The sequence below is a fragment of the Zobellia sp. OII3 genome (assembly GCF_002211465.1).
Taxonomy (GTDB): Bacteria; Bacteroidota; Bacteroidia; order Flavobacteriales; family Flavobacteriaceae; genus Zobellia; species Zobellia galactanivorans.
The window spans coordinates 918315-944976 of sequence record NZ_MWRZ01000001.1 but is presented as its reverse complement, the minus strand read 5'-3'; the positions used below and the strand labels follow the sequence as shown (position 1 = coordinate 944976).

25 protein-coding genes are annotated in these 26662 nt (G+C 40.9%); 2 read left to right on the top strand and 23 right to left on the bottom strand.

Annotated features, from left to right (window positions below; genetic code table 11):
* Positions 1–35: 35 nt before the first annotated feature.
* The 3 genes from B4Q04_RS03910 to B4Q04_RS03900 all read right to left on the bottom strand — a co-directional run bounded on the left by B4Q04_RS03910 (position 36) and on the right by B4Q04_RS03900 (position 5640).
* On the bottom strand, positions 36–1478 hold the full coding sequence (locus B4Q04_RS03910; RefSeq protein WP_088696381.1) for a SusD/RagB family nutrient-binding outer membrane lipoprotein: 1443 nt from the start codon (positions 1476–1478) through the stop codon (positions 36–38).
* A gap of 39 nt (positions 1479–1517) precedes the next feature.
* Complete coding sequence (locus tag B4Q04_RS03905; RefSeq protein ID WP_088696048.1) at positions 1518–4736, bottom strand: SusC/RagA family TonB-linked outer membrane protein; 3219 nt, start codon at positions 4734–4736, stop codon at positions 1518–1520.
* Positions 4737–4830: 94 nt separating this feature from the next.
* Positions 4831–5640 (bottom strand): DUF2064 domain-containing protein, encoded by an 810-nt coding sequence (locus B4Q04_RS03900; protein ID WP_123772327.1) that lies wholly within the window; start codon positions 5638–5640, stop codon positions 4831–4833.
* A 267-nt stretch (positions 5641–5907) separates the two neighbouring features.
* On the opposite strand from B4Q04_RS03900, the gene B4Q04_RS03895 reads away from it, so the two are divergent.
* On the top strand, positions 5908–6525 hold the full coding sequence (locus B4Q04_RS03895; RefSeq protein WP_088696380.1) for a TetR/AcrR family transcriptional regulator: 618 nt from the start codon (positions 5908–5910) through the stop codon (positions 6523–6525).
* Positions 6526–6531: 6 nt separating this feature from the next.
* On the opposite strand, the gene B4Q04_RS03890 is transcribed toward B4Q04_RS03895, so the two are convergent.
* The 3 genes from B4Q04_RS03890 to B4Q04_RS03880 are packed head-to-tail and all read right to left on the bottom strand — an operon-like array spanning position 6532 to position 9144.
* The gene (locus B4Q04_RS03890; RefSeq protein WP_316932905.1) at positions 6532–7581 is read right to left on the bottom strand and encodes a glycosyltransferase family 9 protein; all 1050 of its coding nucleotides are present in this window, start codon (positions 7579–7581) and stop codon (positions 6532–6534) included.
* On the bottom strand, positions 7568–8170 hold the full coding sequence (locus B4Q04_RS03885) for a DUF4254 domain-containing protein (RefSeq protein ID WP_088696047.1): 603 nt from the start codon (positions 8168–8170) through the stop codon (positions 7568–7570). The genes B4Q04_RS03890 and B4Q04_RS03885 overlap by 14 nt, the downstream gene beginning before the upstream one ends.
* 35 nt (positions 8171–8205) lie before the next feature.
* Positions 8206–9144, bottom strand: a complete 939-nt coding sequence (locus B4Q04_RS03880) for a hypothetical protein (protein ID WP_088696046.1) — start codon at positions 9142–9144, stop codon at positions 8206–8208.
* Positions 9145–9335: 191 nt separating this feature from the next.
* Here B4Q04_RS03880 and B4Q04_RS03875 point away from each other — a divergent pair, with 191 nt between their 5' ends.
* Entirely contained in the window at positions 9336–9557 is a 222-nt protein-coding gene (locus B4Q04_RS03875; RefSeq protein ID WP_013993114.1) for a DUF6341 family protein, read from the top strand.
* Positions 9558–9605: 48 nt separating this feature from the next.
* Here the strand turns inward: B4Q04_RS03875 and purD are convergent, their stop codons facing one another.
* The 17 genes from purD to rfbA all read right to left on the bottom strand — a co-directional run bounded on the left by purD (position 9606) and on the right by rfbA (position 26662).
* Positions 9606–10877, bottom strand: a complete 1272-nt coding sequence (gene purD, locus B4Q04_RS03870; RefSeq protein ID WP_088696045.1) for a phosphoribosylamine--glycine ligase — start codon at positions 10875–10877, stop codon at positions 9606–9608.
* 119 nt (positions 10878–10996) lie between these two features.
* Positions 10997–12364 carry a sugar transferase gene (locus B4Q04_RS03865; RefSeq protein ID WP_088696044.1) on the bottom strand — a complete coding sequence of 456 codons (1368 nt, stop codon included), beginning with the start codon at positions 12362–12364 and terminating at the stop codon, positions 10997–10999.
* 17 nt (positions 12365–12381) lie between these two features.
* Positions 12382–13122 (bottom strand): glycosyltransferase family 2 protein, encoded by a 741-nt coding sequence (locus tag B4Q04_RS03860; protein ID WP_013993111.1) that lies wholly within the window; start codon positions 13120–13122, stop codon positions 12382–12384.
* A 13-nt stretch (positions 13123–13135) separates the two neighbouring features.
* Positions 13136–14380 carry a hypothetical protein gene (locus B4Q04_RS03855; protein ID WP_013993110.1) on the bottom strand — a complete coding sequence of 415 codons (1245 nt, stop codon included), beginning with the start codon at positions 14378–14380 and terminating at the stop codon, positions 13136–13138.
* A complete protein-coding gene (locus tag B4Q04_RS03850; protein ID WP_013993109.1) occupies positions 14377–15174 on the bottom strand; it encodes a glycosyltransferase in 798 nt (265 codons plus the stop codon). The genes B4Q04_RS03855 and B4Q04_RS03850 overlap by 4 nt, the downstream gene beginning before the upstream one ends.
* Positions 15161–16384: a hypothetical protein gene (locus B4Q04_RS03845; RefSeq protein ID WP_088696043.1), complete on the bottom strand. Its 1224-nt coding sequence runs from the start codon at positions 16382–16384 to the stop codon at positions 15161–15163. The genes B4Q04_RS03850 and B4Q04_RS03845 overlap by 14 nt, the downstream gene beginning before the upstream one ends.
* Positions 16381–17619 carry an O-antigen ligase family protein gene (locus tag B4Q04_RS03840; RefSeq protein WP_013993107.1) on the bottom strand — a complete coding sequence of 413 codons (1239 nt, stop codon included), beginning with the start codon at positions 17617–17619 and terminating at the stop codon, positions 16381–16383. Before B4Q04_RS03840 ends, B4Q04_RS03845 begins: the two co-directional genes overlap by 4 nt.
* 66 nt (positions 17620–17685) lie before the next feature.
* The gene (locus tag B4Q04_RS03835; protein ID WP_088696042.1) at positions 17686–18816 is read right to left on the bottom strand and encodes a glycosyltransferase; all 1131 of its coding nucleotides are present in this window, start codon (positions 18814–18816) and stop codon (positions 17686–17688) included.
* Between the two features lie 83 nt (positions 18817–18899).
* Positions 18900–19445, bottom strand: coding sequence for an acyltransferase (locus B4Q04_RS03830; protein ID WP_088696041.1), 546 nt, complete (start codon positions 19443–19445; stop codon positions 18900–18902).
* A 24-nt stretch (positions 19446–19469) separates the two neighbouring features.
* Entirely contained in the window at positions 19470–20747 is a 1278-nt protein-coding gene (locus tag B4Q04_RS03825; RefSeq protein WP_161496037.1) for a lipopolysaccharide biosynthesis protein, read from the bottom strand.
* Positions 20748–20755: 8 nt separating this feature from the next.
* A complete protein-coding gene (gene wecB / locus B4Q04_RS03820) occupies positions 20756–21805 on the bottom strand; it encodes a non-hydrolyzing UDP-N-acetylglucosamine 2-epimerase (RefSeq protein ID WP_013993102.1) in 1050 nt (349 codons plus the stop codon).
* Positions 21806–21817: 12 nt separating this feature from the next.
* Positions 21818–22756 carry a Gfo/Idh/MocA family protein gene (locus B4Q04_RS03815; protein WP_088696039.1) on the bottom strand — a complete coding sequence of 313 codons (939 nt, stop codon included), beginning with the start codon at positions 22754–22756 and terminating at the stop codon, positions 21818–21820.
* A complete protein-coding gene (locus B4Q04_RS03810; protein ID WP_088696038.1) occupies positions 22753–23850 on the bottom strand; it encodes a DegT/DnrJ/EryC1/StrS family aminotransferase in 1098 nt (365 codons plus the stop codon). The genes B4Q04_RS03815 and B4Q04_RS03810 overlap by 4 nt, the downstream gene beginning before the upstream one ends.
* Before the next feature lie 20 nt (positions 23851–23870).
* Positions 23871–24452, bottom strand: a complete 582-nt coding sequence (locus B4Q04_RS03805) for an acyltransferase (RefSeq protein WP_088696037.1) — start codon at positions 24450–24452, stop codon at positions 23871–23873.
* Between the two features lie 18 nt (positions 24453–24470).
* On the bottom strand, positions 24471–25247 hold the full coding sequence (gene rfbD, locus B4Q04_RS03800) for a dTDP-4-dehydrorhamnose reductase (protein WP_013993098.1): 777 nt from the start codon (positions 25245–25247) through the stop codon (positions 24471–24473).
* Positions 25244–25789 (bottom strand): dTDP-4-dehydrorhamnose 3,5-epimerase, encoded by a 546-nt coding sequence (rfbC, locus tag B4Q04_RS03795; RefSeq protein WP_088696036.1) that lies wholly within the window; start codon positions 25787–25789, stop codon positions 25244–25246. Before rfbC ends, rfbD begins: the two co-directional genes overlap by 4 nt.
* An 18-nt stretch (positions 25790–25807) precedes the next feature.
* Positions 25808–26662, bottom strand: coding sequence for a glucose-1-phosphate thymidylyltransferase RfbA (gene rfbA, locus B4Q04_RS03790; protein WP_013993096.1), 855 nt, complete (start codon positions 26660–26662; stop codon positions 25808–25810).

Here is a 26662-nt window from a genome sequence, read left to right as displayed (position 1 = left end):
GCTGAACCTTTAAAAAACTTCGCTATCATCTTTAATTAATCTTTTTCCCACCAGGATGGGCTGTTGATATTATCCCCGCCGATACGTTCTGCCGCAGCCTTGTAATTGACACTATTGGTCGCTTGCTCGGATTCCGGATATAAATACCGAACGGGATATTTATTGTCATTCAAATTGTCCGGCCCGGGCTTCAGCTTGGGAATGCCCGTTCTGCGTACGTTAAACCACGCTTCATGACCATTGGAAATAAGACTGAGCCACTTTTGGGTCATAATCTTGGTCAAGTTATCGCTACCGTTGAGGGTCACTGCCTCTTGGTCTAGGTACCCTTCTGGAAGCCCCACCTTATAATATTCGAAACTGGCCGCAATACCCGCTTCGTAATAAGCTTCAACATCACCGGTAATATATCCTCTTTCCGCAGCTTCCGCCAAGGCGAATTGAACCTCTGAATACTGCATAAATTGGGCATCTACCGCGTCGGGTACATCCCTAAAAATGGCACCGAACAAAGAAATATCATTTAGGTCGATTCCCTTTTCCGCGATGGTTTCGCGGTCTTGGCCGTTACGCAACCCTTTATATTCAGGTGTGCCCGCATTAACACTGGCCTGTGTTGGTTTGTATAGCACCTCTACCCTTGGGTCGTTCCACAAGGTCAATACCGAATCTACGGTAGTTGTCATACGGTGCTCTTGGTATAATCCCAAAGACGACAAGGCCATAGGGTATTGGTTCGGGGCGGAATTTAAATAGGGCAATACCGCATTGTCGGCATTCGACTGCATCAGTTTGCCAGAACTGGCCAAAGCCTGTATCTCCGAATAATCGCTTAAGCGTTTACTGATGCGCATAAGGTACCTTAAACGCAATGAATTGGCAAAACGTACCCATTTGTTCAGGTCTCCGTTGAACAACACGTCACCATTTATAGTCGCATTGGAATTTTCCAAGGTAGTCGCGGCACGCTCCAAAACGGCGAGAATTCCTCTTTCCGGGTCGGTATAAATACTTTCCTGGGTGTCGTAGGCAGGTGTAAACTGCCCGTCGAGGGCCTTTACGGCTTCGGTGTAGGGCACATCTCCCCATAAATCGGTGAGTTGAGAGAATAAAAAGCTCTGCATAATATCGCCTACGGCATTGTAAGCTTCGTTAGTTCCGGGTAGTTCCCGCATCGATTTTATGTCGCTCAGCAATTGAAAAATGATATTCCAATATTCACTGTTCGTTCCCATTTCATAGCGGTCGATCCGTTCAAATTCGACACTGGCGGCAAACTGTTCGATATAATTTGCCAAACGAAACCCTTGATAGAAGGCATTTTGATCCGCTTCAACTGAAATAACGTTCGCCAATAAAAACTGTGGATCTACGTTTTCCGGGGCGTTGGGATTTTCATTGAGTTCCTCGAAATCATCAGTACAAGCACCCAGCAGTCCGATACACCCTATAAAACCCAGTATATATAATTTGTTCATTGTTTTAATTTTTTGATTTCCGCTCATTGTTCCTTCCCTTTAAAAATCAGTTTTAACACTAAAGCCGAAACTTCTTGTGGACGGATATGAAAAGTCTTCCACCCCATAAACAATCCGCTGTTCTTGTAGCGCATTCAGTTCTGGATCGAAATGCGGGTTTTCGGTAAATAGCAATAAATTACTACCTACCAAGCCCAATTTAATGTTCTGAAAACCGATAGATTTAGACACTTTTTCAGGAAGGTTGTAATACAGGCCAACTTGGCGCAACTTCACATAGGAAGCACTGTAGAGGGCGCTGTCTTCATTTCCTCGATCATAAAAATTATTGTAAAACTGGCTGGCAGGTACCGAAGTGGTATTCGGTACATATTGCGGGTTTTCTACCGTGCCCACGTTCACGACCCCATCGCCGATAATGCCCTCTTCACGGCCGACCAAGGTTTCTTTTAAAACACCGGAAGTACTCCCTAACGCCTTAATACGGGAAACAATGGTTCCGCCCTTTCGCCAATCGAAAAGCACGGTCAAATCGATATTTTTATAGGAAAACCTATTATTGAAACCTAGGGTAAAATCAGGATTGTAATTGCCCAAAAGCCTTAAGTTTCCATCTTGGATCGGAAGTCCGTTGGCACCGTACAGGGTTTTTCCATCGATCTCAACAAAACCGGTACCGTACATATCGCCTACACGACCATTTTCCCTAGCGATATAAAAAACGGTATTGGAGCCTCCCCCACCGGAAAAAATATTGGCCGTGCCCGTTACAAACTGGTCGACCCCATCGGGCAACTTGGTGACTTCACTGCGGTAGGTTGAGAAATTCACCGATGATTGCCACCCGAAATCTTCAGAACGTACCAAGGCGGCACTCGCCAAGGCTTCAAAACCACGGGTTCTCACCTCTCCCCCGTTTACGTTAAAGTTCGCGAAACCACTGGTCTGTGATATGGGCCGTGAGATGATCTGGTCGATACTGGTGTTTTGATACCCGGCCAGGTCCAATTGAAGCTTTCCGTCTAAAAACCAAGCTTCTACACCCGCTTCCAAGGCATTCAAGCGCTCGGGCCTTAGATTGGCATTTTTCAAGACCGTTTCATTGGTCACCTTAAAACTAGAGCCGTAATTTTGGTTGAACACAAAATTCTGCACGTTCTGGTAGGGGTCGGTGTCATTACCTACACTGGCCGCGCTGAACCTCAGGTTTAGATACGATATGGCTTCGGGCAAGGTAAACATGTTGCTCACCACATAACTGAGTCCCGCTGAATAATAGCCAAATGAATTGCTATCACTTGGCAGTGTACTACTCCAGTCGTTTCGGAAAGTGGCATCAAAATAAAGGGAGTTTTTATAAGACAGGTTGCCGCTCGCATACACACTGTTAATGCGTTTACGGAATTTCTGACTGTCGCCCTTTAAAGGAGTCCGTGAATTGGCCAAGGTATAAATGCCCGGAATGGCCAATTGTGAGGCTTCGGAATATTTGTATTGAATATCTTGATCGAAACGATTGCCTCCTACCGATAGGTTGTATTTTACATCTTCATTGATCCTATCGGAATAAGAAAGAAGAAAATCGGTATTCAACTCCCGAAAACGTACATCGTCTTCGCGGTAGGTACCCAAGGGATTCTGGTTGGTACTGACCGCTCGGCGAAACTCCCTTTTATCATCGTAGGTATCGATACCTGCCCGAAGGCTTAAGCGCAATTTATCGGAGATATCGTACGTAGCGGACGCATTACCTAAAATCCGGTTTTTGTTGAAGCTATTGGTGTTCTCAAAAACGGTCAGGTACGGATTGGTCAGCCACAGGTAGTTAAAGTCAAAATGTTGTATTCCCTCTTGACCGGCCTGCCAGTAGTCGCGCAACGATTCAATATTGGTCTGGCGGCCCGTCCAGTTGAACCCATATAGCGGATTTTCATATCCATAGCCCAAATTAGGACGGTTGCCACTACGCGTATTGATATAGTTAAGGAAGGCCTTGACCTTGAGTTTCCCATGTAGCTTTTGGTCGACGCTAATGGCGAGACCGTTTCGTTTTAGGTCCGTATTGGGAACGATGCCGTCGTTCTTCAGGTTACTGTACGACAAGCGTGCACTCCCTTTTTCGCCGCCCGTGCTGATCGAAATATTGTTTTGATAGGTTACGCCCGTTTCAAAGAAATTGCGAACGTTATCGGGCCTTGATACCCAAGGTGTCGGGGTAATCTCGGTAAACGAGCCGTCGGACCGTGTCCTTGAGATGACATCGCCCGCACGAACGGGGTTTCCTTCAATATCAACGGAAGGGCTATCGAACTGGGCGATCAACTGTCCTTGATCCAAACGCGGACCATAACTACTGATTCCCCCGTCGTTTATACCGGCCCCTATTCCGTTCTGAAAGGCATACTCGCCATTCGACCCTCCACCGTATTCATTTTGATAATCAGGTAAGGTCAACAAAGTCTCTACGGTCAATGTGCTGTTAATACTTATGCCAAGACCTTTCTTCTTTCTGCCCCTTTTGGTCGTGATGACGACGACACCATTGGCCGCCCGCGCCCCATACAAGGCCGCCGAACCTGCTCCCTTTAAAATGGAAATGGAAGCAATGTCATCAGGACTGATATCGGCGCCCCCATTACCAAAGTCCACTTCTTGAAGTGCACCATCGTTTACTAGGTCACTCGTAATCTGCTCGTTGCTAATGGGCACCCCATCAACCACGAATAAGGGCTGGTTGCTTCCGCCCAAAGAATTCTCGCCACGGATAACGATACGTGAGGAAGAGCCCACACCCGATGAGCCATTCGTAATCTGAACACCGGCGACACGACCCGCCAGACTGTTTACCATATTGGTAAGGGGTACTTCGGTAAGCTGTTCGGCCTTAACGGTCGTTACGGCGGAGACCAGTGATTGTTTCTCGCGTTCAATTCCCAAAGCCGTTACCACGATTTCATCGAGCTGTTCTGAAGACAGTTCAAGGATAATTCGGTCGGGCAGGCTTCCGTTGACCGTTTTTATTTCTTTCGTTGTGTAGCCTATAGAGGCAATACTAATGGTAAAATCAGAGGCATCGGTCCGAAGGGTAAAAAAACCCGATTCATCGGTGACTACATAATTATTGGTTCCAAGTTCGTTTACCGTTGCATAGGGTACGGGCAAATTCTCGGTATCCACTAACTTTGCAGTATATGAATTGGCCTGGCCAAAAGACAAGACCGCACATAGCTGCATAAGCGCTATCATAGCTGTTTTCATTAAAAATCTTATAAGGAAGTTGTTATTTGCTTTTCGAGAGGGAAACCGCCACGTTATGGCCGTCTTCTCCCCTTAACCTAAAAATAGGTTTCAACTAGGCTGCTATGAAGGATGCAGGAGGGCCCCTTAAATAAGAAGAAAGCGAATGTTCGTTGGCATATAGCAAAACCGCCCCCTTAAAGGTCCGGTCAGTATAAACAAGCAAATGGGTTAAAATAAAGTCTACGAGGACTGCGTCTTCAGAACTATAGGCAAATTGAAGCAGTTGACGTACGGTATCAATATCCGAAAGTTCCTCAAGGCAATAGGCTCGGGCCCCTTTCGAAAAAGAGCCGTTTAGCATTGTCTTCAACAGATCCGATTGCAACCAAGGTAGGGCCTTGAATTTATCAAGCTCGAAGAATTCGCGGTGCATTCCCAGTAAATAGACCCCTCCATCGGACGAAGGCCCGACGAGCAAATCGTTTTGCTGCATCCGTTCAATGGCCTCAGCAAGAATATCGGAGGTTAAATCGGGCGTATCGTTCCCTATGGATATGACCTTGTCATAGCCTTGATTAAAAAGTCCTTGAAAGGCATTGGCATAGCGCTCGCCAAAACTTCGGCCTTTTTGTTGATGCTCATCCACCACAACCACATCGGCGCCGGTTCGGCTGGCCGTAGTCTTGGTAAGTTCGATGAGCATATCAAAAAAACTTTCGGTGGTCTTTTTGCCCCGTTTGCCAAAAAGCGTTTTACGCTCTGCTTCCCGACGTGCGGAAAGAGAGAATATCAATATGGCGGTATTCGTTTTGGCTTGCCCCATTTGCGGAACTTGGTCGTAAAAGTTGAAGAACCTTACTTGAATTCGCCTGCAAGATAGTAAAGAAGTGATGATACTTCTTTTCCGCGTGTGTATTTTCACACATTATATAGGTTATGAAGTCCAAAACATATCCATTGCTCGAAAAAAACAAATTTTATAAGGCCTCGAATGGATTTTCACTCGGCAATCGGCATCAATTTTCCGACTAGCCGGTTTGTAAGCAACTCGATGAATGACCACTTATGCAACGATTTTTACCTTTCATCGAAAAAAATGGTAAAACATCCCCCCATTTCTCACATAGCCCTAATACCGAAGGTTCTTTGTATGAGACCAATCGGTCGGTTTAACCCAAATCGTGAAATTATGACCAAGAGTTTAAAACGCATGGCTACCATGCAAAGAATGCAAGTAACAGGACTGGAGCTTTTTTACAGAAACGGTTATTACAACACTAGTATTGATGACATATTAAAAGAATTGTCATTGTCAAAAGGAGCTTTCTATTATCATTTTGAATCAAAGGAAGACTTCTTTATTCAAATCATAGAAAATCTTTTGGTCAGAAAAATGTACAGTATGCTCATAGAACCTATCGAAGGGCACGAAAACACCCTGGACCTTATTACGCAGTGTTTTGAGGAAGCTTTGGAAACCGCTGTACACAACGAATTCGACTTTGGATTTGTACTGAGCAATTTTATCAGCGAATTCAATGGCAAGAATGAAACCATAATGAAGCACTTGAACGATATCTTGCGTATTTGGGAAGTGAACTTGGTATCTGCGGTACAACGCGGAAAATTCAACGGATATATAGATAGACACGTAGACAGTGAAGGCGTTGCGGTGTACCTTATGAGCTCGTATATCGGTGTTAGGACCCTAATGGTGGAAACGGCCCCAAGTGCCCGTAAATATCGTTTTATGTCGCAATTACGCCAATACTTTAAATCATTGGAACCTAAAACGACTACAGCGTAAAACGGTTCAGTCCCTATCTAAAATGAGTTGGAGTTTATCTACAACGGTTTTGGGTAGTATAGTATGCATGGCCTTTTCGTATCCTTCCGGCATTTTATTACCATAGACCGATGTCGGAATCAGGGGATAAGTATTGCGATCGGAACATAGGGCGTTATCCAGATCTTGACCAAAGGGGGAAAAACCGGCGAACGGATGGGTAACCCCCCAAAGCGTAACCACGGGAACGCCATACATGGCGGCAAGGTGCGCATTTCCGCTATCCATTGATAACATGAGGTCTAAATTTGAAATCAGGGCGAGTTCTTCACCAAAAGACAGTTTCCCGACCAGGTTCAAGCAGTTTTTGAACTTCTTCTTAAAGCCTTCAAGCGTTCGCTCTTGATCGGCCCCTCCTCCAAATAGGAAAATAGTATACTTTTCACTTTCATTAAGTTCGGAAACGACTTCCTCCATTAATTCCAAGGGATAGGTTTTACCTTCAAATGCCGCAAAAGGGGCAATACCGATCCATTTTTTTGAATTCGCCCCGATCAGCCCCAGGGTTTTTTCGGATAAGCGCTGTTTAGACAACACCTGTTTTTTCGATACGTCTACGGGAAGTCCCGATTTTACGAATACATCGATGTATCGCTGATGCGTGGTCTTAAGCGGTTTAAAAAATTTTGGATTACCCGATGTCAGGGCCTTCTTTTCAGCCCGGCCCTTATCGATTTGAACAACGGGAATTCCCCCGAACTGAAAATACCTCTTCAAGACCTTGCTCCGCAACACATTGTGCAAGTCGGCAACAGCATCGATTTTCAATTGAAGGAGCTCTTTGTAGAGTTTCCAAAGTCCGAAGACCCCTTTATGCCTTCCCTTTACATCGGCCTCGTACACACTAAGGTTCGGTATGCTTTCGAACATCGGGGCAAAGAACTTTCGGGTAAGTACCGTCACCTTCAGTTTGGGGTGCTGCTGGGTCAAAGCAATAAGCACAGGCACTGTCATGGCCACATCGCCCATGGCAGATAGCCGAATGACCAATATATGTCCCGGTTTATTTTTGACCACGTAGGATAGGGTTCATCTCATCGTCATTGTACATCTTCATCTGCTTGTATACCTTCATGTATTTATCCCCGGCCTCGATATCGGCCAACAATTGGTCGATTGCCATGGAAAGGTCTTTACGCTGTTCGAGCAGTATGTTCAGTTTTTGGGTACATTTTTCAATGTGTTCGGAAGAAGCATCGGTGCGGCCGACCTCTTCTTGCATATGGTAAACTTTCAATGCCAGGATGGATAGACGATCTATGGCCCAAGCCGGACTTTCGGTGTTGATCGTTGCGCCCTCCTTCACCTCAACATCTTTGTACTTGTTAAGGAAATAACTATCTATAAATTCGACCAAGTCGGTTCGGTCTTGATTGCTCGCATCAATTTTTCTTTTTAGGACCAAGGCATCGGCAGGAGCGATGTCAGGGTCACGAATAATATCTTCGTAATGCCATTGTACGGTATCTATCCAGTTCTTACGATAGAGCAAGTGTGCAATATCATCTTTGGGATAAGGGTTTTCGAAAGTTTGATAAACATCGTCTATGACGTGGTACTTTTGAATACTTTCTTCAAAAATTGAGTAGGCGAACTTACTGAACATCTCTTTATAGCTTTAAAGGCAAAGTTATTCATAAATTATTTGATGGCAATGCCCGTTGCCAATACCAAAAAAGGAATTACTACGGCGGCCATAAGTACGATTTCGCGCATGCTCGCCTTTCTGAGCGACTCGACATATTTGGTCATGAACACTACGGATGGAAAAAAGGTGATCATCACCGGATACACGTTATCGGTCAACATAAATACGTTCAGTACAAGGCCTATAACAAAGGAGAAAGCTATTAAACGCATGGTAACCACCTTGCCAAAGCCCGCCTTTCCCAGTTTTAAAAAAGCCAGTAGCCCCGCAACAAAGGTAGCCAAGGCGAAAAGTATCAACTTGGAACTATGCCCCCAATAGGAAAAATAATTTACATCAAATGAAGCCTGAAACGTATAATGATCCACAAAAAATTGTTGATTATTGGCCAGCACAAGCACGCATTCGGTTATCATAACCACGGTAAAAACCCCGGCCAAGGGCACAAGCCAGTTCCTGAAATTTTTCGGTTCATAAAAATAGATGGCGGCAAAAACGAGGATCATGTACAACAAGGCCCAATCATAAAAAAGGCTGGCCGCCAGGATCCAAATGGTGGCATCAAAAATCTTAAACTTTATATTTTTCAGGGAACGCAAGCTAATAAGCCTACGTGTGGCCAGTAAAAGAAAAAAACTACAGAAGACCGCATTGGAATCGATCAGGGTCTCAGGAAAAATAACGACCAAAAGACCGTAGAAAAGGATGGCATAGGAGTTTAGCCCGGTAACCTTGTTTCGCTTCACTATAAAATTGACGAGAAAAACACTGAAAAACAGTACCGCTAAAATAAAAACATGCCATATCAGGTCAAAGGGTTCGTAAACTCTTTGGAAAAGATAGTAATGGGCGAACCAATAGAAAACAAAAAGAAACGAATAAACGATTATAAAATTTATTGGCTTTGTCTTGCCAAAAATGATTGATATCATCTGAAAACTATCTATTTATAAATGAGACGGCCTGAATATTGCCGGTACGAGCTTACCCCAAAACTTTCCGAAATACCTCTTAAACACTACGACCAACGACAGGTAAAAGAGGGAGCTGCCCGATAGCAACGATTAAAATTTAGAAAGTTTCTCAGCTTTTTTATACTTTTGCACACGTAAATATAGCTAAGATGACATCATTTTTTAAAGGAATAGAAGATTTGTTCGTAAACCACTTGTTTTGGCCACTTGATCAATTGCGTCACATGCACAGCTGGTGGGGCGCCAATACATTGAATTGGATCCTTATGGCCATTTGTTTTGCCGCATTTGTTTATTGGATGCTGCAATTGAAACAATACAGTGACAATGATGAAGAAGACAAATCGATTTCTTCCCATTCATACCTATAAATCCTAGTACCTTATTAGCTAAGGATTTTAAAGACATTGGATTCTTTCTTAAAGATCGAACCCAATGTCTTTTCTATAATTCATCTTATCGAACTTGATTTTTTCGATGTTCTTGTAGGATGTAGCCAAGGCTTCCTTAAAATCGTTGCCATAGGAAGTAATCGCCATTACCCTACCCCCACTGGTAACCACCTTGCCGTCTTTCAATTGTGTACCTGCATGAAAGACCAATGAATCCTCTACCCCTTCAAAGCCTTTGATCTCTATTCCCTTGGTATATGCTTCGGGATAACCGCCCGAAACCAACATTACGGTCGATGCCGTACGCGGATCGAGCTCTAAATCTATTTCATTGAGCCTTCCTTGGGCCACGGCTTCCAAAACGTCAACTAGGTCATTTTTGATACGTGGGATTACAACTTCGGTCTCGGGGTCTCCCATACGAACATTGTACTCGATAACCTTTGGGTCCTCGCCCACCTTGATCAGACCGATAAAGATAAAGCCCTTATAAGGCAAATTATCCTTTTTAAGCCCCTCTACGGTCGGTTTTACGATACGCTCGTGTATCTTACCCATAAAGCTGTCATCTGCGAAAGGGACGGGGGATATGGCCCCCATACCGCCTGTATTCAATCCGGTATCGCCTTCACCTATGCGTTTGTAGTCTTTGGCCGTGGGCAAAACCTTGTACCCTTCGCCATCGGTCAATACAAAAACGCTAAGTTCGATACCCGATAAAAATTCTTCAATGACCACTGTAGTGCTTGCAGCGCCGAATTTAGCATCGACAAGCATGGTTTTTAGTTCTTTCTTGGCCTCTTCGATATCTTCAAGAATGACAACCCCTTTACCTGCTGCCAATCCATCTGCCTTTAACACATATGGCGCTTGTAGGGTTTCGAGAAAATCATACCCTTGTTGTAAGGTTTCAGAAGTAAAGCTTTGGTAGGCCGCCGTAGGTATGTTATGGCGCATCATGAATTTTTTGGCGAACTCTTTACTGCCTTCAAGTTCGGCACCGGCCTTTTGCGGACCGATAACCGGTATATGCCGAATAGCGGCATCGTTTAAAAAGAAATCATGAACCCCGTTTACCAACGGGTCTTCGGGGCCGACCACGACCAAATCGATATCATTTTCCAAGACCGCTTCCTTAATGGCCTCAAAATCGTTTACCCCAATTGGCAGGTTGGTAGCGACTTCGCGTGTACCGGCGTTTCCGGGTGCGACAAAAAGATGGTTCAATTTGGAACTTTGGCTAAGCTTCCATGCCAAGGTGTGCTCACGACCTCCGGCACCTAAAATAAGAATATTCATGTTCTAAGGTTTGCGCAAAAATACGTTTTGAAGTGGAATTAGCACTAAAATGCACAAAATATTCATTTGTTGTGCCAGCTCTATGGAACCCAGCAATGGCAGCCCTAGGAATCACCAGGTTAAACGCCCCTGGAAAACAGAACTGTGGTCACGGTTTTGAACAATATTCGAAAATCGAGTGTTATGGATTTGTTCTTGACATAATACAGGTCGTACTCAAGCTTACGGATCGAGTCTTCAAGGTTTTCCCCGTATTTATATTTTACTTGGGCCCATCCGGTAATTCCCGGTTTGATCAAGTGCCGAACCCCGTAATAAGGTATCATTTCGTTCAATTGGTCTACAAACACCTTACGCTCGGGTCTCGGGCCGATAAATTGCATATCGCCATTGATTATGGAAATAATCTGTGGCAACTCGTCAATTCGGAACAACCTCAATATTTTACCAAAGGGGGTAATTCGCGCATCATTGGCCTTGGCCATGGCCGCACCACTTTTCTCGGCATCGACGACCATTGACCTGAACTTATATATCTTGAATTCCTTACCGTGTAAGCCGACCCGCTTTTGGGTGTAAAATAAGGGGCCCTTATTGAAAAAAAGGTTTAAGAACCAAACTATGGGGATACAAAAGACACAAATGAGCCCCACTACAATAGAGAGTATAAAATTTACACTGAAGGTAAAGATTCTACCTAGGTATCGTATTTTTCGATTTCTCAACTGCAATATCTCGTAAAAGCTATCATTTCGAGATCTAATGGGCAAAGCTTCGTAAGTATTCTCGTAGAACGAAGTAAATGTTACCACTTCCCTTCCCAACAAAATAGCCCTTAAGAGCATTTTCTCTAAATCTTTGGGCAAGTCGTCATAGCTTCGGAGGTTTATAATGTAGGCATCAATTTTATCGGCTGCCGAAATAAACGATGGCTTATTAAAGTAATTGGCGTCATCTAAGGGGTAGGTCAGCTTAACCTTGTAAAAGGTCTTCATCTCGTCCCCGTTGATTAATCCGATGTCGTCCTTTACCGTGCCCATTGCATGCCCGTCGTAGATATAAAGCACATTCTTAGTAACGGGAATCACGCTAAATATATTTCTAAAGAACAATCGCCAAAGACCGATTTCTATAGGGGTAAGTACCAAAAAATACAATAAGGGCATTCGCCAAAAACTGACATCGTAAACGATGACCAAGAAGAGGAAGACCGCCAAAACATATAATCCGCTTATATAGAGCGATTGCGAAAAAACCTTCTTGCGATTCGATACTTTCTCAAGATTATAAAATTCTAGAATATACGCTAATACCAAGTAACTAGTTATTCCGAATGAAAAAACAATTACTTTAATGCCCATTAGGATATACTTGGCATCAATAGCATTATTGACAAGTACATTCAACGATGCCAAAATAATAATTAAGTCACCTACAAACAGTATAAACTTTCGTTCTACAGAATTTAAAATGGAAGGCCTAGGCATTTCTTAATAATTTTGAACTACCAAATGTAGCTTTTCAATTTTAAAATGATTGCGGAAACGGTATAAAATATAGATTGTAAGAGGGATAAGCCTTCTACTTCTCGGTAAATTCGCCATTCATATTTAATCAATTTAAACTTATTGGAAGATATTGATTCATTGCCTATTCTGTAAGTAGATAATATCTTGTCTAAGCCATAGGCGTCGGTTTTCTTCAATAATTTCAGCCAAAGTGCATAATCTTGGCGCTTACGAATCTCCGGCATATATTGTTTCCCAAAAAAATCTACATCATACATTGCGGTCAAACAGCCAATAGGGTTTTTGAATAAAGCAGAACGGTAGGTGGTTTTAGATTTTACATTTACAGGTTGATTCAGAGATTCACCCAATTCATTCATTTTGTCATAGGCCGTATACGTAAAATAATAGTTGTTATCCTGCATAAAGGATACTTGCGTCTTTAACTTTTGGGGAAGCCAAGCATCATCACTGTCCAAAAAGGCTATATAACGCCCTTTGGCGGCTTCTATGGCCGTATTTCTTGCTATACCCGCACCACTATTACTCTCTAATTGCAAAAGACGAATTCGTGTGTCGTTTTTCGCATACTCAGATATTATTGCAATACTCTTATCTGTAGAACAGTCATCAACAAGAATATGCTCCCAATTACCGTAGGTTTGGGCGAGTACAGACTCAATACAATGAGTAATATACTTTTCTGAGTTATAGACGGGTGTTATTATACTAACCATTAAAAAAAATTAATTATTCCCCCTTCAGCTTCATCACACAAATTGACCTTACACCGGTATGGACAGAATCAAAACAGATCATATTCCCCAATCTATCCCATCTTGGATGCAAATCACACCTGTAGGTTTCCTTATATTTTAATGGCGAAAAAAAGGAGCCTAACACTTTTTTCTCTTGCTCAGCGACATCCAAGAGAAATAATTGTTGCATCCTGGACCTGTTAGGATAGGTGTCAGATACTATCAACCCGTTATTATTACAAAACTGAGGGTGACCATCTGAGTTAAATTCATCAGGATTTAGAATCGCAACATCTTCCGACTTATCCGTAAAAATAGTGTAAGCATCACCATATTTTTTTGTTGAAGCATAGGCTAAAATCTTATTCCCCCCAAACCACGTTAAGTGAGAGACCATCCCATTGCTATTGAGGAGATAAAGGTCTTTCCCTTCCAAATCACTTGTCAGTAGCCTGGTATTAACCCTTTTACTAGAACCTTCTTGCCACCTATGTAGAAATAAAAATCTTTTTGAATCTGGTGAAAATTGTGTGTGGGTCAAAAAGTGATACGCCCCATCCATTGATTCTTCCCTCTTATAATTGGCAATAGTCTTTACAGAAAATAACATCTTAAAGGTGTCCCCTTTGTAATCATAAAGGTAGATTCCACTATCCTCAGGTTCCTGAATAGAAACGTCTTCACCCCTGTCTACATGTTCATACCCATATCCCGGCATTCCAACACCAAGTCGATTGAATGAAAATGAAAGGGCAAACTGTCCACAATTGGAAACTACGCTAACCGGATAGTTAAGGTTTCTGATAACCTTTCCCGTCAAATCAATTATTCTAGCTCCATTGCCCTTTCCGTCCCAAACATTAAAAATAATCTCTTCACTATTTACCCACTGCAACATACTTCCCTGTTGCCAATTCCAAGATGAGGTTACCCCTAATGGCTCGAACGTTTCTAAATCTTCATGGAAATACCCAATTTCAATTTCCCCTTCACTATTGATTGAATTTACATTTTTGATTCGGTGTGCCAAAAGCTTAGAATTGTCATAAGACCATGGAATTTTATCATGAAATCCAAAAAAAAAGCCTTCTCGCTCAATAACATTATTGTCTGTTACTTTCTTGCTTTTAGGAGGAGAGACCATAACCATTATGCCCTGATAGACATCACGAACAAATGATTTCAAAAATGGAAATTTCTTAACCGTATTGTAAACGACCTTCTCGAACTTATTCATTTATTTCTATATTTAAAAAAGCCTTTAATTCCTGAAGAAATACCATTCATAAAGTTGAGCCCAGAATCCTTCATTTCTTTTCTTTTCTTAATACAAAAAACAATAATTATCGCTAATCCTTTTAAACCAAACATCCTTCTAAATACCGCTCCCTTTGCAAAAAGGTGTCCTGCATTTAGCACTCGTCCGGAATTTTCAAAAGGGTGAATTACGATTGTTTCGGGAACATACCCCATTAGCAGTCCTTTTCTATGAGCGTCGAAAAGAAAGATATTGTTCTCACCCGTATTATACTTGGCACCCAGACCGAACTGTTCATCAAATTTTACGTCAGAATTCAACTCACTAACATTCAACACCATATCAATCGACGAAACCTTTAGAAGACTCCTTGCATTATGCTCAAAAGCTTCACTAGCATAATCCTTGAAAAATCCGCCCTCGGGTGTTTCGATCCTAAATGTAAGTATAGCTCGCTTTTTGAACTTTTGAAAAGCCTGTCTTATTCTTTCTTCAAATCCATCAACATATACCACATCATCGTCAGCTACGATTGCATACCCGGACCTAACCTCGTTCAATGCCAAATTCCTACTGACGGACAATCCTTTTGTCTTACTGTTTATGATTTTACAGTGATCTCTCTGAATAGATAACGGCACATCGTTCTTTATCATTTGATTTACGATTACCATATTCAAACTAGTTGAAAGAGGCATGTTTAAAAGGGTGTCGTTCCGTAATATTCCACCGTCAACCGTTGATACCAAGATTGTAATTTTAGTCTCTGACATAGAGCTTATTTAATTTGATATTGACCATAATGTAAGAGACAAGAGGAATCAGAAAAAAAACAGCACTAATTCTATGTCTATAAGCTCCGGAAATATTTGTTTCAAATAAAGCCGGAACAACTAAGAAAATCAAAAACAGCAATAACCAACCCTTCATATATTTTTTATAAAACAGCAGAATCGGTGTAATTAGCACAAAAATAATATAGAATGAATCAATTAATGGAATTAATTTATTCATGGTTACCGTTGGGGAAACCAAAATAGGTAGAGGAGACAGTAAATATTGTAAAACTAAAAACATAACATTCTTAACGTAGTCAAAAGGTCCTGACCAGTTCATCGTAGAATAGCCTTCCGTTCCAAACCTTGCATTGGAAGCGTCACGATAAGATATAAGCCAAGCCATATTAAAGTCCAACTGGTATAAATTTGAAACCACTGTCTTTATACTAAAATTCACAATTACAATTATTACGGCCAACCAAATAAAGTTCTTTAAGGAATAGAGTTTGTTCTTATAACAATACCCCAAGAAAAGGGCGATTACCGAACACACCCCAGTTAGTGGCCTAGTTACAAAAACAAGGGTTAAAACAAAAAGGGCCATTAGCATCGTGCCTTTTTGGGTTACGATATATCTAATCAACAAATAACTAAATATAGCCAAGAACATAAGAGCCATAGACTCCCGTAAAATACTGGCATTAATAATGACTGTGATTGGATAAAACGAAGACAAAACGACAAGTATAGCATAAAACTTTCGCTTATCCACTATTTTGTTGTGGTAAACAAGAAAGGTCTTAAATGCCTTATAAACAAATAGAACGGCAACCTGATAATAGAAAATGTTAAAGACAACAAAAACAAAGGGCCTTTTAAAACAAAGTTGATACTGAAGGAAATTAAGGATAGAATACCCTTTTACACCAAACGAGTAAAAATTGAAATAAGTGCCAAAATCTTGTATTATACTTGCGTATACCACGCTATCAGGTGGGGTTGATTTGAAATTTACCACCTCATTTACAATGAAGAAAAAAAGGGGCCACAAAAAAGAAGCCATAACCAATATACAAACGACAAGGGAATTAAGTTTTTCTCTTTTTAGCAAAACAAAAAACAGTGCAAACAAGAAACAGGAATATACCCCCATCAAGAGCAATCCCAGAGCATCTAAAGTGAAAACCTTATCTAATTCAATCATCTAACCGGTTTTTTCAAATTCAACAAATGCAGTTGAAAAATAAATGCCATATATATTACCCCCATTTCCCGAACTAAGGTGCTTTCGGTCAGGGAAAATAACAGAAAGATTAAAAGTACGCCCAAGAAAAGGAAATCTTTGTATTTAATAAAGAAATAAAAACAAACTAGAACGAATAAAAACAAGACAATTATCCCCAATACTCCGTATCGCAAACCGAACTCGAGAAAATTATTGTGTGCGTTTTTTTCGACTAATTCTTCCTTGTTCGTTTTATCAAGTCGAGACCATATTTGTTCTTTGGTGTCCATACAGAAACGGCCAAAAGGGTTCTCTTCAATAAGCGTAATACTGGTACGCCAAATATGAATTCGCTCAGAAGCGGGACTGTTATTGTCTAAAACAAAATTTTTAGAAGCAAAGGTGCGATAATCTACGGTAATCCTATCTTTAATTGACGGTAAGGTATGGTACAACACGGATATCAGAACAACAAACACAAATAAAATACCTCCAACCCATTTCAATTTATTCGCTACAATTAGCCTAACTACAAATAGAACGAATAAAACAACTAAAATTAAATATGCCATCTTAGATGATAACAGCACAAGAAAAGTGAGGTTCAAAGCAAATACCGCTAATGACAGCCCACTAACTTTATTCTCCAATATGCTCCTATACAATCGCTCTAAATTTCCATTAATGGCAACCAAAACGAGCATTGAAACATAACTTGGGTGAAGGTTCAAAACAGATACCAAGGACCGGTGGACAAACAAATTCCACCAATATTTAGGAACATTATGGCTTAAGTCCAAAATAACATCCCCTAAGCATAATACAAATACAATTGCGATAATAACATTCAACGATTCGTACAAAAAGTGAATCGTTCTATTTTCGGAGAAACTCTTTGAACCAAATATGAAGAAAAATAAGGGAACAATAATATTAAGAACTACTACTTGGCCGCTACAATAGTTAACAAGAAAAAAAAGTAACGGCAAAACAAATAAAAACTGCAGAAGAAAAGAGGATGCCTTAAAAGAAACATCTCTTTTTTGTGAAACATAATCAAATATTGAAAAAAGCAGCATTCCCCCAAGGGCTATTCTATTGGGCACTAAGGTTCGCTCCAATAAAAATATGGATAGCACATACAGAAATACGAATAAACGAACGAATCCCTTCCTTAATCCTGGTGTATAGTATTTTTTAAGTTCCGTTTTCAAAAAGAAGGTCTATTCTAATTAATTACTTTGACGAAGAGCGTAATGACGCAAAAAATCAATATTTTACTATTTTGTTTTTAAGAAAAAATCAAGTCTTCTTTTCTCGAGAAAAGACACATCTATATATTGTAGAACATCTTCTTGCTTAATATCAAATGTGGCACACTGCATTAAGAACTTTTCTATTTTCGACGCATTCTCGGCTATCGAATAATTCTGAAAATCAACATTCAAAACCCATTCCGGGTAGCCATTAATTTCAAATGCCGTATCCTTATAAGGCAGGATCAGCGGTAGACAACAAGCTATATACTCCCTTACCTTAAGCGGGCAGGCTTCTTCCATTCTATTTCTAAACAGGGCCAATGAGCCAAGAGCAGCCGATGAATTCAATAAAATTTTCATATAATCTTCCTTGTCCAAAAAGCCGTGTAAAATTACATTTGGGGAAACATCTTTAACATCCCCTTCCTTGTAACCTATTAGATTAAAATCAACAAGAGGGAGCTCTTTCGCTAGATCCCTTAATATATCAATGCCATGCCAGGCCATGCCAGGGGTGCCCAAAAAAACAATACTGGGTTTTTTGGATCCGACAGGAACTTCACTCAATTCATAATTAGATACTTTTAGAGAGTTCGGCACCACTGCCACGGGTAGACCTTTATATTTTTGGGCGATTTCAGTGGTCACAGCAACTACACCCGAAACACTTTTTAAAAATAAAGAGTCTGTGCACTTAAAATATAGAAACCTAAGATACCTTTTAAGGTTTTCCTTTCGTATCAGATAGTACTCCGACGCAAAATCTGTATTAATTTCAACTATGAGCTTAAATTTTTCACCAATCCTACGGTAAAAAGGTTGAAACATACTGTATCTAGCATAAACTACATCAGGATGATAATCATCAAGGACCTTGCGTGCTTTTTTAAAAGATGAAGGTAAGCCTAACCAATCACCAATAACATCCGTAGGAAGCAAGCCTAGGCTCTTAACCTTGTATAATTTTACCATGCCGCTTTTAGCCAATGAAGAAAACGAGGTGCTATCTAGGTCTACTTCACTATCCCCTGTCATTATAATTAGCTTTACTTCATGTCCCATTGACTGCCAAGCTTCAACTTGATTCTTGATTTTATTGATAACCCCATTGTTTTTATAAAGGTTAATTTGGGCGAAATAAGCAATTTTCATATTGAACGGTTTTAGAAGTAGGCACTTTTGGATTAGGACTTGAATTACCTTAATACCCCATTAAGGGAATTTGGGCTAGGTTTTCACTCAATTGATTTAATAATCTTCGCAGGGTTCCCAGCTATGACCAAACGTCCCTGAGGGAAGCTTTTTGTAACAACAGAACCCGCTCCTACAACGGTATGATCTCCAAGGTGGACACCCGGCAAAAGAACAGAATTCATACCTATCCAACACTTTTTACCTAAAACAATATCCTTACCTTCTAGATGCTTGTCTAAATCGTTTAAATCGTGGTTCGTTGTTATGAGGCCAACGTTAGGAGCAATATAGCAGCCTTTTCCTAAAATAATTTTAGCCGAAAAATTTTGAAAATAGCAGCCTGGTGATTGAAAATTATTCAAATCGTCTACATGGAAATCTATATTTCTCCAGTTTGAAAGCGTTGAAGTATGGTTCATGGGCCAGGGTATGGACTTGTTGAACCCTAGAATTTTCTGTTTGAATAAACCATGGGCAACCCATCTCCAACCAATTTTTGAATCTTTAAAATATTTTCCATTAAGATATTCCTTTTTAAAAAAAACAGGGGCTATCAGCTTTACAAAAAAAAACAAGATACTTTTCATACTGTATAAAATTTTCAATAAAACCTATGCACTTATTAAACTGTTTCGTTTAAACGAACTATAGATATATCCTAGAATCAAAATGTAAACCACACTTAAACCTATTGCATATAGTTCAATGGCGTTTTTAATGCTCATTTCATAGATATATGCAAAAAACCAGATTAAGCCTGTGCCTATAATGATGGCAACGTGCATCAATAATTCTTTGTCTTGCTTTTCCATAACTGTTAGCGATATTGACAATGTTGAGACAATAAACCTAACGCCCATCAAAGGTGTCAATATTTTGGCATATTCTCCCGCAACGACCCATTTTTCTCCAAAGAAAATTGGGAAAAAATCTTCTATAAAAAAATACGCAGGCAAGAAAACGATAACAGCTATCAGAATTATTTTTTTTAAACTACCCAAAAAAATCTTCTCCATAGATTTGGCATTTCCACGTTGAGAAGAAAGTTTTTGAAAATAAACCTGACCTATTGATTTGCCTATTAAAGTGATGGGGACCGTTAAATATCTATAAGCATGGGCATATTGACCTAATATCACCATCGAATAGAACCAAGAAACAAAAAAGTTGGTTACATTAATAGCCAGTGTATTAAGAAAAATACCCCACATTGAAAATTTAGGAAAATTAATATATCTCTTCGCCAAAACTTTCAAATCTAATCTGGAAGTACTTCTAATTTCTTCCTTATATCTTAAAAAAGTCTTTGCCATTTTAATATTCCCAAAAAGATGGGACACTACTTGACCAATGATTAGCCCTCCACTTGTAAATTTTGCAAGCCCCAGAAAAAGTTGTGTTAAATTACCTCCAAATGATTTAAAAATATTTGCCTTAGCAATATTTTTAAACTTCTTCTTTCTCGTGTTGAAGTAATTCAAAGCATTAAACAACCCCATTAACAAAACACTAAGAGGAACTAAATAAAGCCACTCTGACAACTTTGGATCCCCAAGAGCAATGGCTATGTCATTCGAAAAGAAAAGAACAGCCAATAAAGTAACTGTTGAAAATATAAAAGTAATTATAATAGAAAGCAGTGTAACCTGAACTCCTTCTTTTTGCTTTTTAGGCAACATTATTGCCAACTCATAACGACCACTTGATACTACTCCTAAAACTTGAACAATTGACAAATATAAAGCCAATCTACCAAACTCCTCTGGGTTATAAATTCTAGATAAAAATGGGGCTAGTAGTAATGGTATTAACTGAGCAAACGCCGTTCCAGATGTCAGTGTAAGTACATTCCTAACGAACTCCGATTTGATTGTGAACTTCTTGGTCAAACTCCGGTTTATTGCAAAAATTGAATAATCTTATCAATCATTTTTGATCCACTAGCGCCATCACCGTACAAGGTTTCATCCCATTTTTTTGGGAGTTTTTGCAATTCTTCTTTTATTTTCAACAAATCCGTAAATACAAGAACATTTGCGTTGTCTTCCAAGGTTTCCCTCCACTCTGTCTCTTTTCGTATGGTCACGCATTTCTTTTTGAGCCAAAAAGCTTCTTTTTGCATGCCCCCACTATCTGTAATAAGACCATCCGAGTTTTGAAGGTACCCCAGGTTGGAGAAATAGGATTGTGGTTCTATAAAATTGATGTTGGTATAGTCTTCTAGATTTAAACCATAGCTGGAAGCCAAGTTTTTCGTTCTTGGATGAAGTGAAAAAACAACTTTTTTATCCAGTTGTTCAAGAACGTCCAACACATGTTTTAGTCGATCTTTTTCATCGGTGTTATAGGGCCTATGTATGGTTGCATAATAAAAGTTCCTTTCTTTTGGAACATGCTCCCTCAATAAATCGTTTTGGGTTACATATTGCACTAAATCCTTCATTATATCCCCAACTACATGTACTCCTTTTCGAACCCCTTCGTTTTCAAGGTTCTGTACAGAAATAGCACTAGGTACGAACAGTAAGTCTGAAATATGATCGGTAAGCACGCGATTCACCTCTTCGGGCATTTTTTTATTAAAGCTTCTCAAACCCGCTTCGATATGAAACAAAGGAATATGCATTTTTGATGCCACCAATGCACCAGCTAGAGTTGAATTGGTATCGCCATAAACAACCACCCCATTTGGCTTCGTCTCTTCTATGATTTTTTCTATCTCGATCATCATCTTCCCCGTTTGCTCACCGTGGGCACCACTTCCAACATGTAGCGTATAATCGGGCTGGGTCATTTTCAGTTGATTGAAAAAAACCTCACTCATATTTGCATCATAATGTTGCCCCGTATGAATCGTTACCAGTTCAACCTTCCCCTTACAGGCCAGTTCAAATGGAAAATGTTTGATAAACTGGGGCCTCGCTCCAATTATGGCTACTATTTTCATAAAATTTATTTACTATTTCAAAAAACTGTGATACTCCCCCTTCAAACCCACAGGCTTCGAGTTTCGAATATCATGAACGATTTCTATAGCTGTTCTGGCGGCATCAACGCCATAACCTTTGCCATCAAGTATATCTTTATAGACCATGGTGTGAAGGTCCGTAAAACCGCCGCTAAATTCCAATTCCTCGCCATTTATGGTAATCGACCTAAAGGTGGTCTGCCCTTTTTCCTTAATTTCTTTCGGCAAGTACTTTGAACTGATCGAAAGAAACCATTTTACCCTGGCGTTCTCGAACTCCAAATAACCCGCAGCACGGTCGTTTTCGTGCACGTGTACGATATTTTGCTGTACATCTCCGAATATCCAAGAGAGCATGTCATAAAAATGCACCCCTATGTTGGTAGCTATACCCCCTGACTTTGTCTTGTCTCCTTTCCATGAGGTATGGTACCAGTGTCCCCTAGAGGTAAGATAGGTAAGGTCTACTTCAAATTTTGTATCCTTCTTGGCGTTCTTTACTTTCTCCCTCAAGGCAATAATACTGGGGTGTACCCTTAACTGTAAAATGTTGTATATTTTCTTGCCCGTCTTTTCCTCAACATGCTGCAACTTATCTACATTCCAAGGGTTGAGTACCAAGGGTTTTTCACAAATGGCATCGGCACCACTACGCAATGCGAACCGAATATGCGCATCATGAAGATAATTGGGCGAACAGATACTTACATAGTCTAAGTAAGTATCCTTTTCATATTTCAACTTTTCTATATGGCGATCAAAACGCTCGAATTCGACGAAAAAGTCCGCATTGGGAAAATAAGAATCGATTACTCCCACACTATCGCCTTTATCGAAAGCCGTAAGTAAGTTGTTTCCTGTATCCTTAATGGCTTTCATGTGCCTGGGCGCTATATAGCCTGCTGCGCCAATTAGTGCGAAGTTTTTCATCTAAAAGAGTTTATTATGTTTGATGTTATATATTCTATTTCGTCGGTGGTTAAATACGGATTCATGGGAAGGCTCATGACCTCTGAAGCACAAGTCTCGCTAATGGGAAAATCACCCTTTTTGTGTCCTAAATAAGCAAAACATTCTTGTAAATGCATGGGTATCGGATAGTGTACCGCGGTAGGAATACCAGCTTCCTTCAGTTTAGACTGGAGCTCTTCCCGGTTTTTGATTCTAATGGTATACTGTGCCCAGACCGAAGTTCGGTCTTCTTTTATGCTCGGTGTCAATACATGGCCCTTGAGCAATTCGGTGTATTGCTTGGCAACCTGCTGCCTTCTTTCAATATCTTTCCCGTAATGTCGAAGCTTTACGTTCAGGATAGCGGCCTGAAGGTTGTCCAATCGTCCGCCCATACCGATATATTTGTGGGTATAGCGCTTTACCTGTCCGTGTACGCGCATCGCTTTCATTTTCTCGTAAAGCACCCGGTCTTGTGTAAAGACCGCTCCCCCGTCACCAAAGCATCCCAATGGTTTTGCGGGAAAGAAACTGGTACAGCCAATGGTTGAGGCCGAACAACTTCGTTTTCCCTTGTAAAGGGCCCCAAAGCTCTGTGCGGCATCCTCGATCACCACCAAGTTATGTTTAGCAGCAATGGCGTTGATTTCGTCCATATCGGCCATTTGCCCATATAGCGATACCGGCATAATAGCCTTGGTCTTGTCGGTTATGGCTTTCTCGATTTGAGAAACGTCTATATTGAAGGTTTCTTCATCTATATCGACAAAAACCGGTTTTGCTCCCAAACAGGCAATGGTCTCGGCCGTAGCTATAAAGGTAAAAGGCGTGGTTATGACTTCATCCCCTCCTCGTATGCCCAATGCCATCATACTTAATAACAACGCATCGGTGCCCGATGAGACCCCTAAAGCATAATCGCTTTTTACATATTCTCGCAAAGATGTTTCAAGCTCTTCCGTTTCCTTGCCCAAAATATACCTGGCCGATGACATCACATCTAAAGATACCTGCTCAAATTCGGCGCTATGTTCGTCATACGCCTTGGTCAGGTTGGCAAAATCGATTTTCATATAGGGTCTATGATTTAGTATTATTTTATTCGTATTACACTATTGCCCTCCAACTTGTATTCTTGTCCACTTTCTGGGCATATGGCCAAATGGTCCTCGTTAAATTTTAGACGGTGGCCGTACTCGCTTACCCAACCTATCTGCCTCCCGGGGTTTCCGACAATAAGCGCATAATCGGGTACTTCCTTGGTCACTACCGCACCGGCACCAATAAGACAAAACCTTCCTAAGGCATTGCCACAGACAATGGTAGCGTTGGCACCGACCGAAGCTCCTTCCTTTACGAGTGTCTCCTGATAACTATCGCGACGGATAATGGCACTTCTAGGATTGATGATATTCGTAAAGACCATGGATGGCCCTAGAAAAACATCATCCTCACAGATAACGCCCGTGTATATCGATACATTGTTTTGAACTTTAACATTGTTACCGAGCACTACCTGGGGCGAGACTACGACGTTCTGCCCAATATTACACCTTTGCCCTATTTTGCAATCGGACATGATGTGGGAAAAGTGCCATATTTTAGTACCTTCTCCAATGGTACAACCTTCATCGACAACGGCGGTTTCATGGGCAAAAAATGTAGGGGTAGACATATTGGGAAATTTATTCTATTATTTTTTTAAGACACTATACTTAGGCCTTCTAGCAAAAGTACGATAATTCTTCGCTTTCTCAAGCCGCACCTTATCCGCCAGATTATTTTCACTTAGTATTTTTTGTGCGAAACCGTACCAACTTAAACTTTCTTCATCCGTAAAATGGTGAATGCCATAAGTTTCACGGTCTTCTACGACTAAATCCAATACATATCTGGCCAAATTTTCTGCATGGGTCGGGCAACCGACCTGCTCATCGGTCACACTAAGATCAGCTCCTTCTTTGGCTTTTTGAAGAATCGTCTTATAGAAGTTTTTTCCATACTCCGAATAGAGCCAAGACGTTCTTACAATAAAATAGGCGCTCATCAAATTTTGGATATGCTGTTCCCCTTCCAACTTAGATGCCCCATAGACATTGATGGGATTCGTTGTATCGGTCACCAAGTATGGAGAACCTTTCTCCCCGTCAAAAACATAGTCCGTTGAAATATGGATCAGTACCGTTTGTTGTTCTTGACAAAGCAACGCCAAGTTCCTAACGCCCTGTGAATTGACTTTAAACGCCTTCTCAGGCTCTTTTTCAGAGTTTTCTACATTGGTATAGGCAGCACAATTGATACAATGGCTAAAGGCCTTATTCGAAAGTTTTTCCGCAATGGATTTTGGATCCGTAATATCTAAATCTTTGGAATCAGCGAATGTAAAGTGTAATTGTGGGTAGTCAGAAGCGATTTTCTGAATACTTTTCCCCAACTGCCCCTTGGCCCCGGTAACGAGTACGGACTTCATTGAAAAAATTCTTTAAAGGTAGGAAGTAACTTGTCTTTTTCAGAAATAATGGGCGACTCTACCGGGCCCTCCCAATCAATTTTTAAATCCTCATCATTATAGATTATACCACTTTCGGAAGCCAAGTTGTAAAAAGCATCGCACTTATATATAAAGGTGGCCTCTTCGCTCAAGGTCAAAAAACCATGGGCCATACCTTTTGGTATAAAAATAGAGGTTCTATTTTCACTTGACAATATTTGCTTAAAATGCTGTCCGAAAGTAGGACTTTCAGGCCTTAAGTCGACTACCACATCCAATACTTCCCCATGGGCTACCTGCACCAATTTGGCCTGGGCATGAAGCCCTGTCTGCAAATGAAGTCCTCTAAGTACTCCTTTTTTCGATACCGAGATATTATCTTGGACAAATTGGACTTCTTTCCCGATAGCGCTTTCGAATTTTTTCTGTTGATACGATTCAAAAAAGAGACCTCTCTCATCTCTAAATAATCTCGGTTGTATTATAAAACAGCCTTTTAAGCTGGTTTCCGTTATTTTCATATTGCGGTTTTCCGTCGATTATAACTCTAACAAATAGCTGCCGTAACCACTTTTTACCAGCGGTTTGGCCAATTTATGTAGTTGTTCCCGAGAAATATATCCCATCGTATAGGCCACCTCTTCAATGGCTCCCACCTTTAGCCCCTGACGCTCTTCAATTACCTCAACAAATTGCGAGGCCTGCATAAGGGAACTGAAGGTTCCGGTATCTAACCAGGCCGTACCGCGATCTAAGATACTCACCGTCAATTTTTCCTTAGCGAGATACTCTTTATTGATATCGGTAATTTCCAATTCGCCCCTAGGGCTGGGTTTAATGCGCTTTGCTATTTCCAATACCTCATTATCGTAGAAGTAGATGCCTGGAACCGCATAATTAGATTTAGGGTTCTGGGGTTTTTCCTCTATGGAAATTGCCTTTCCGTCCTTATCAAACTCCACTACACCGTAGCGCTTCGGGTCTTGTACGTGATAGCCATAAATAATACCACCATCAGGGTCGTTGTTCGCCTGGAGTAACTTTGCAAGGCCAGAGCCATAAAAAATATTATCGCCTAAAATAAGGGCAACTTTATCGTTTCCTATAAAATCAGCTCCTATAATGAAAGCTTCTGCCAATCCGTTCGGGTTCTCTTGTACGGCATATTGAAAATCACAGCCCAATTGGCTTCCGTCTCCCAATAATTTTTGAAAAAGGCCAATATCCTGTGGGGTCGTTATGATCAAAATTTCTTGAATACCTGCGGACAAAAGGGTGGCCAATGGGTAATATATCATCGGCTTGTCGTAAATGGGCATAAGCTGCTTGCTTACGGCCAATGTAAGGGGATGTAAGCGCGTTCCTGACCCTCCTGCTAAAATGATACCCTTCAT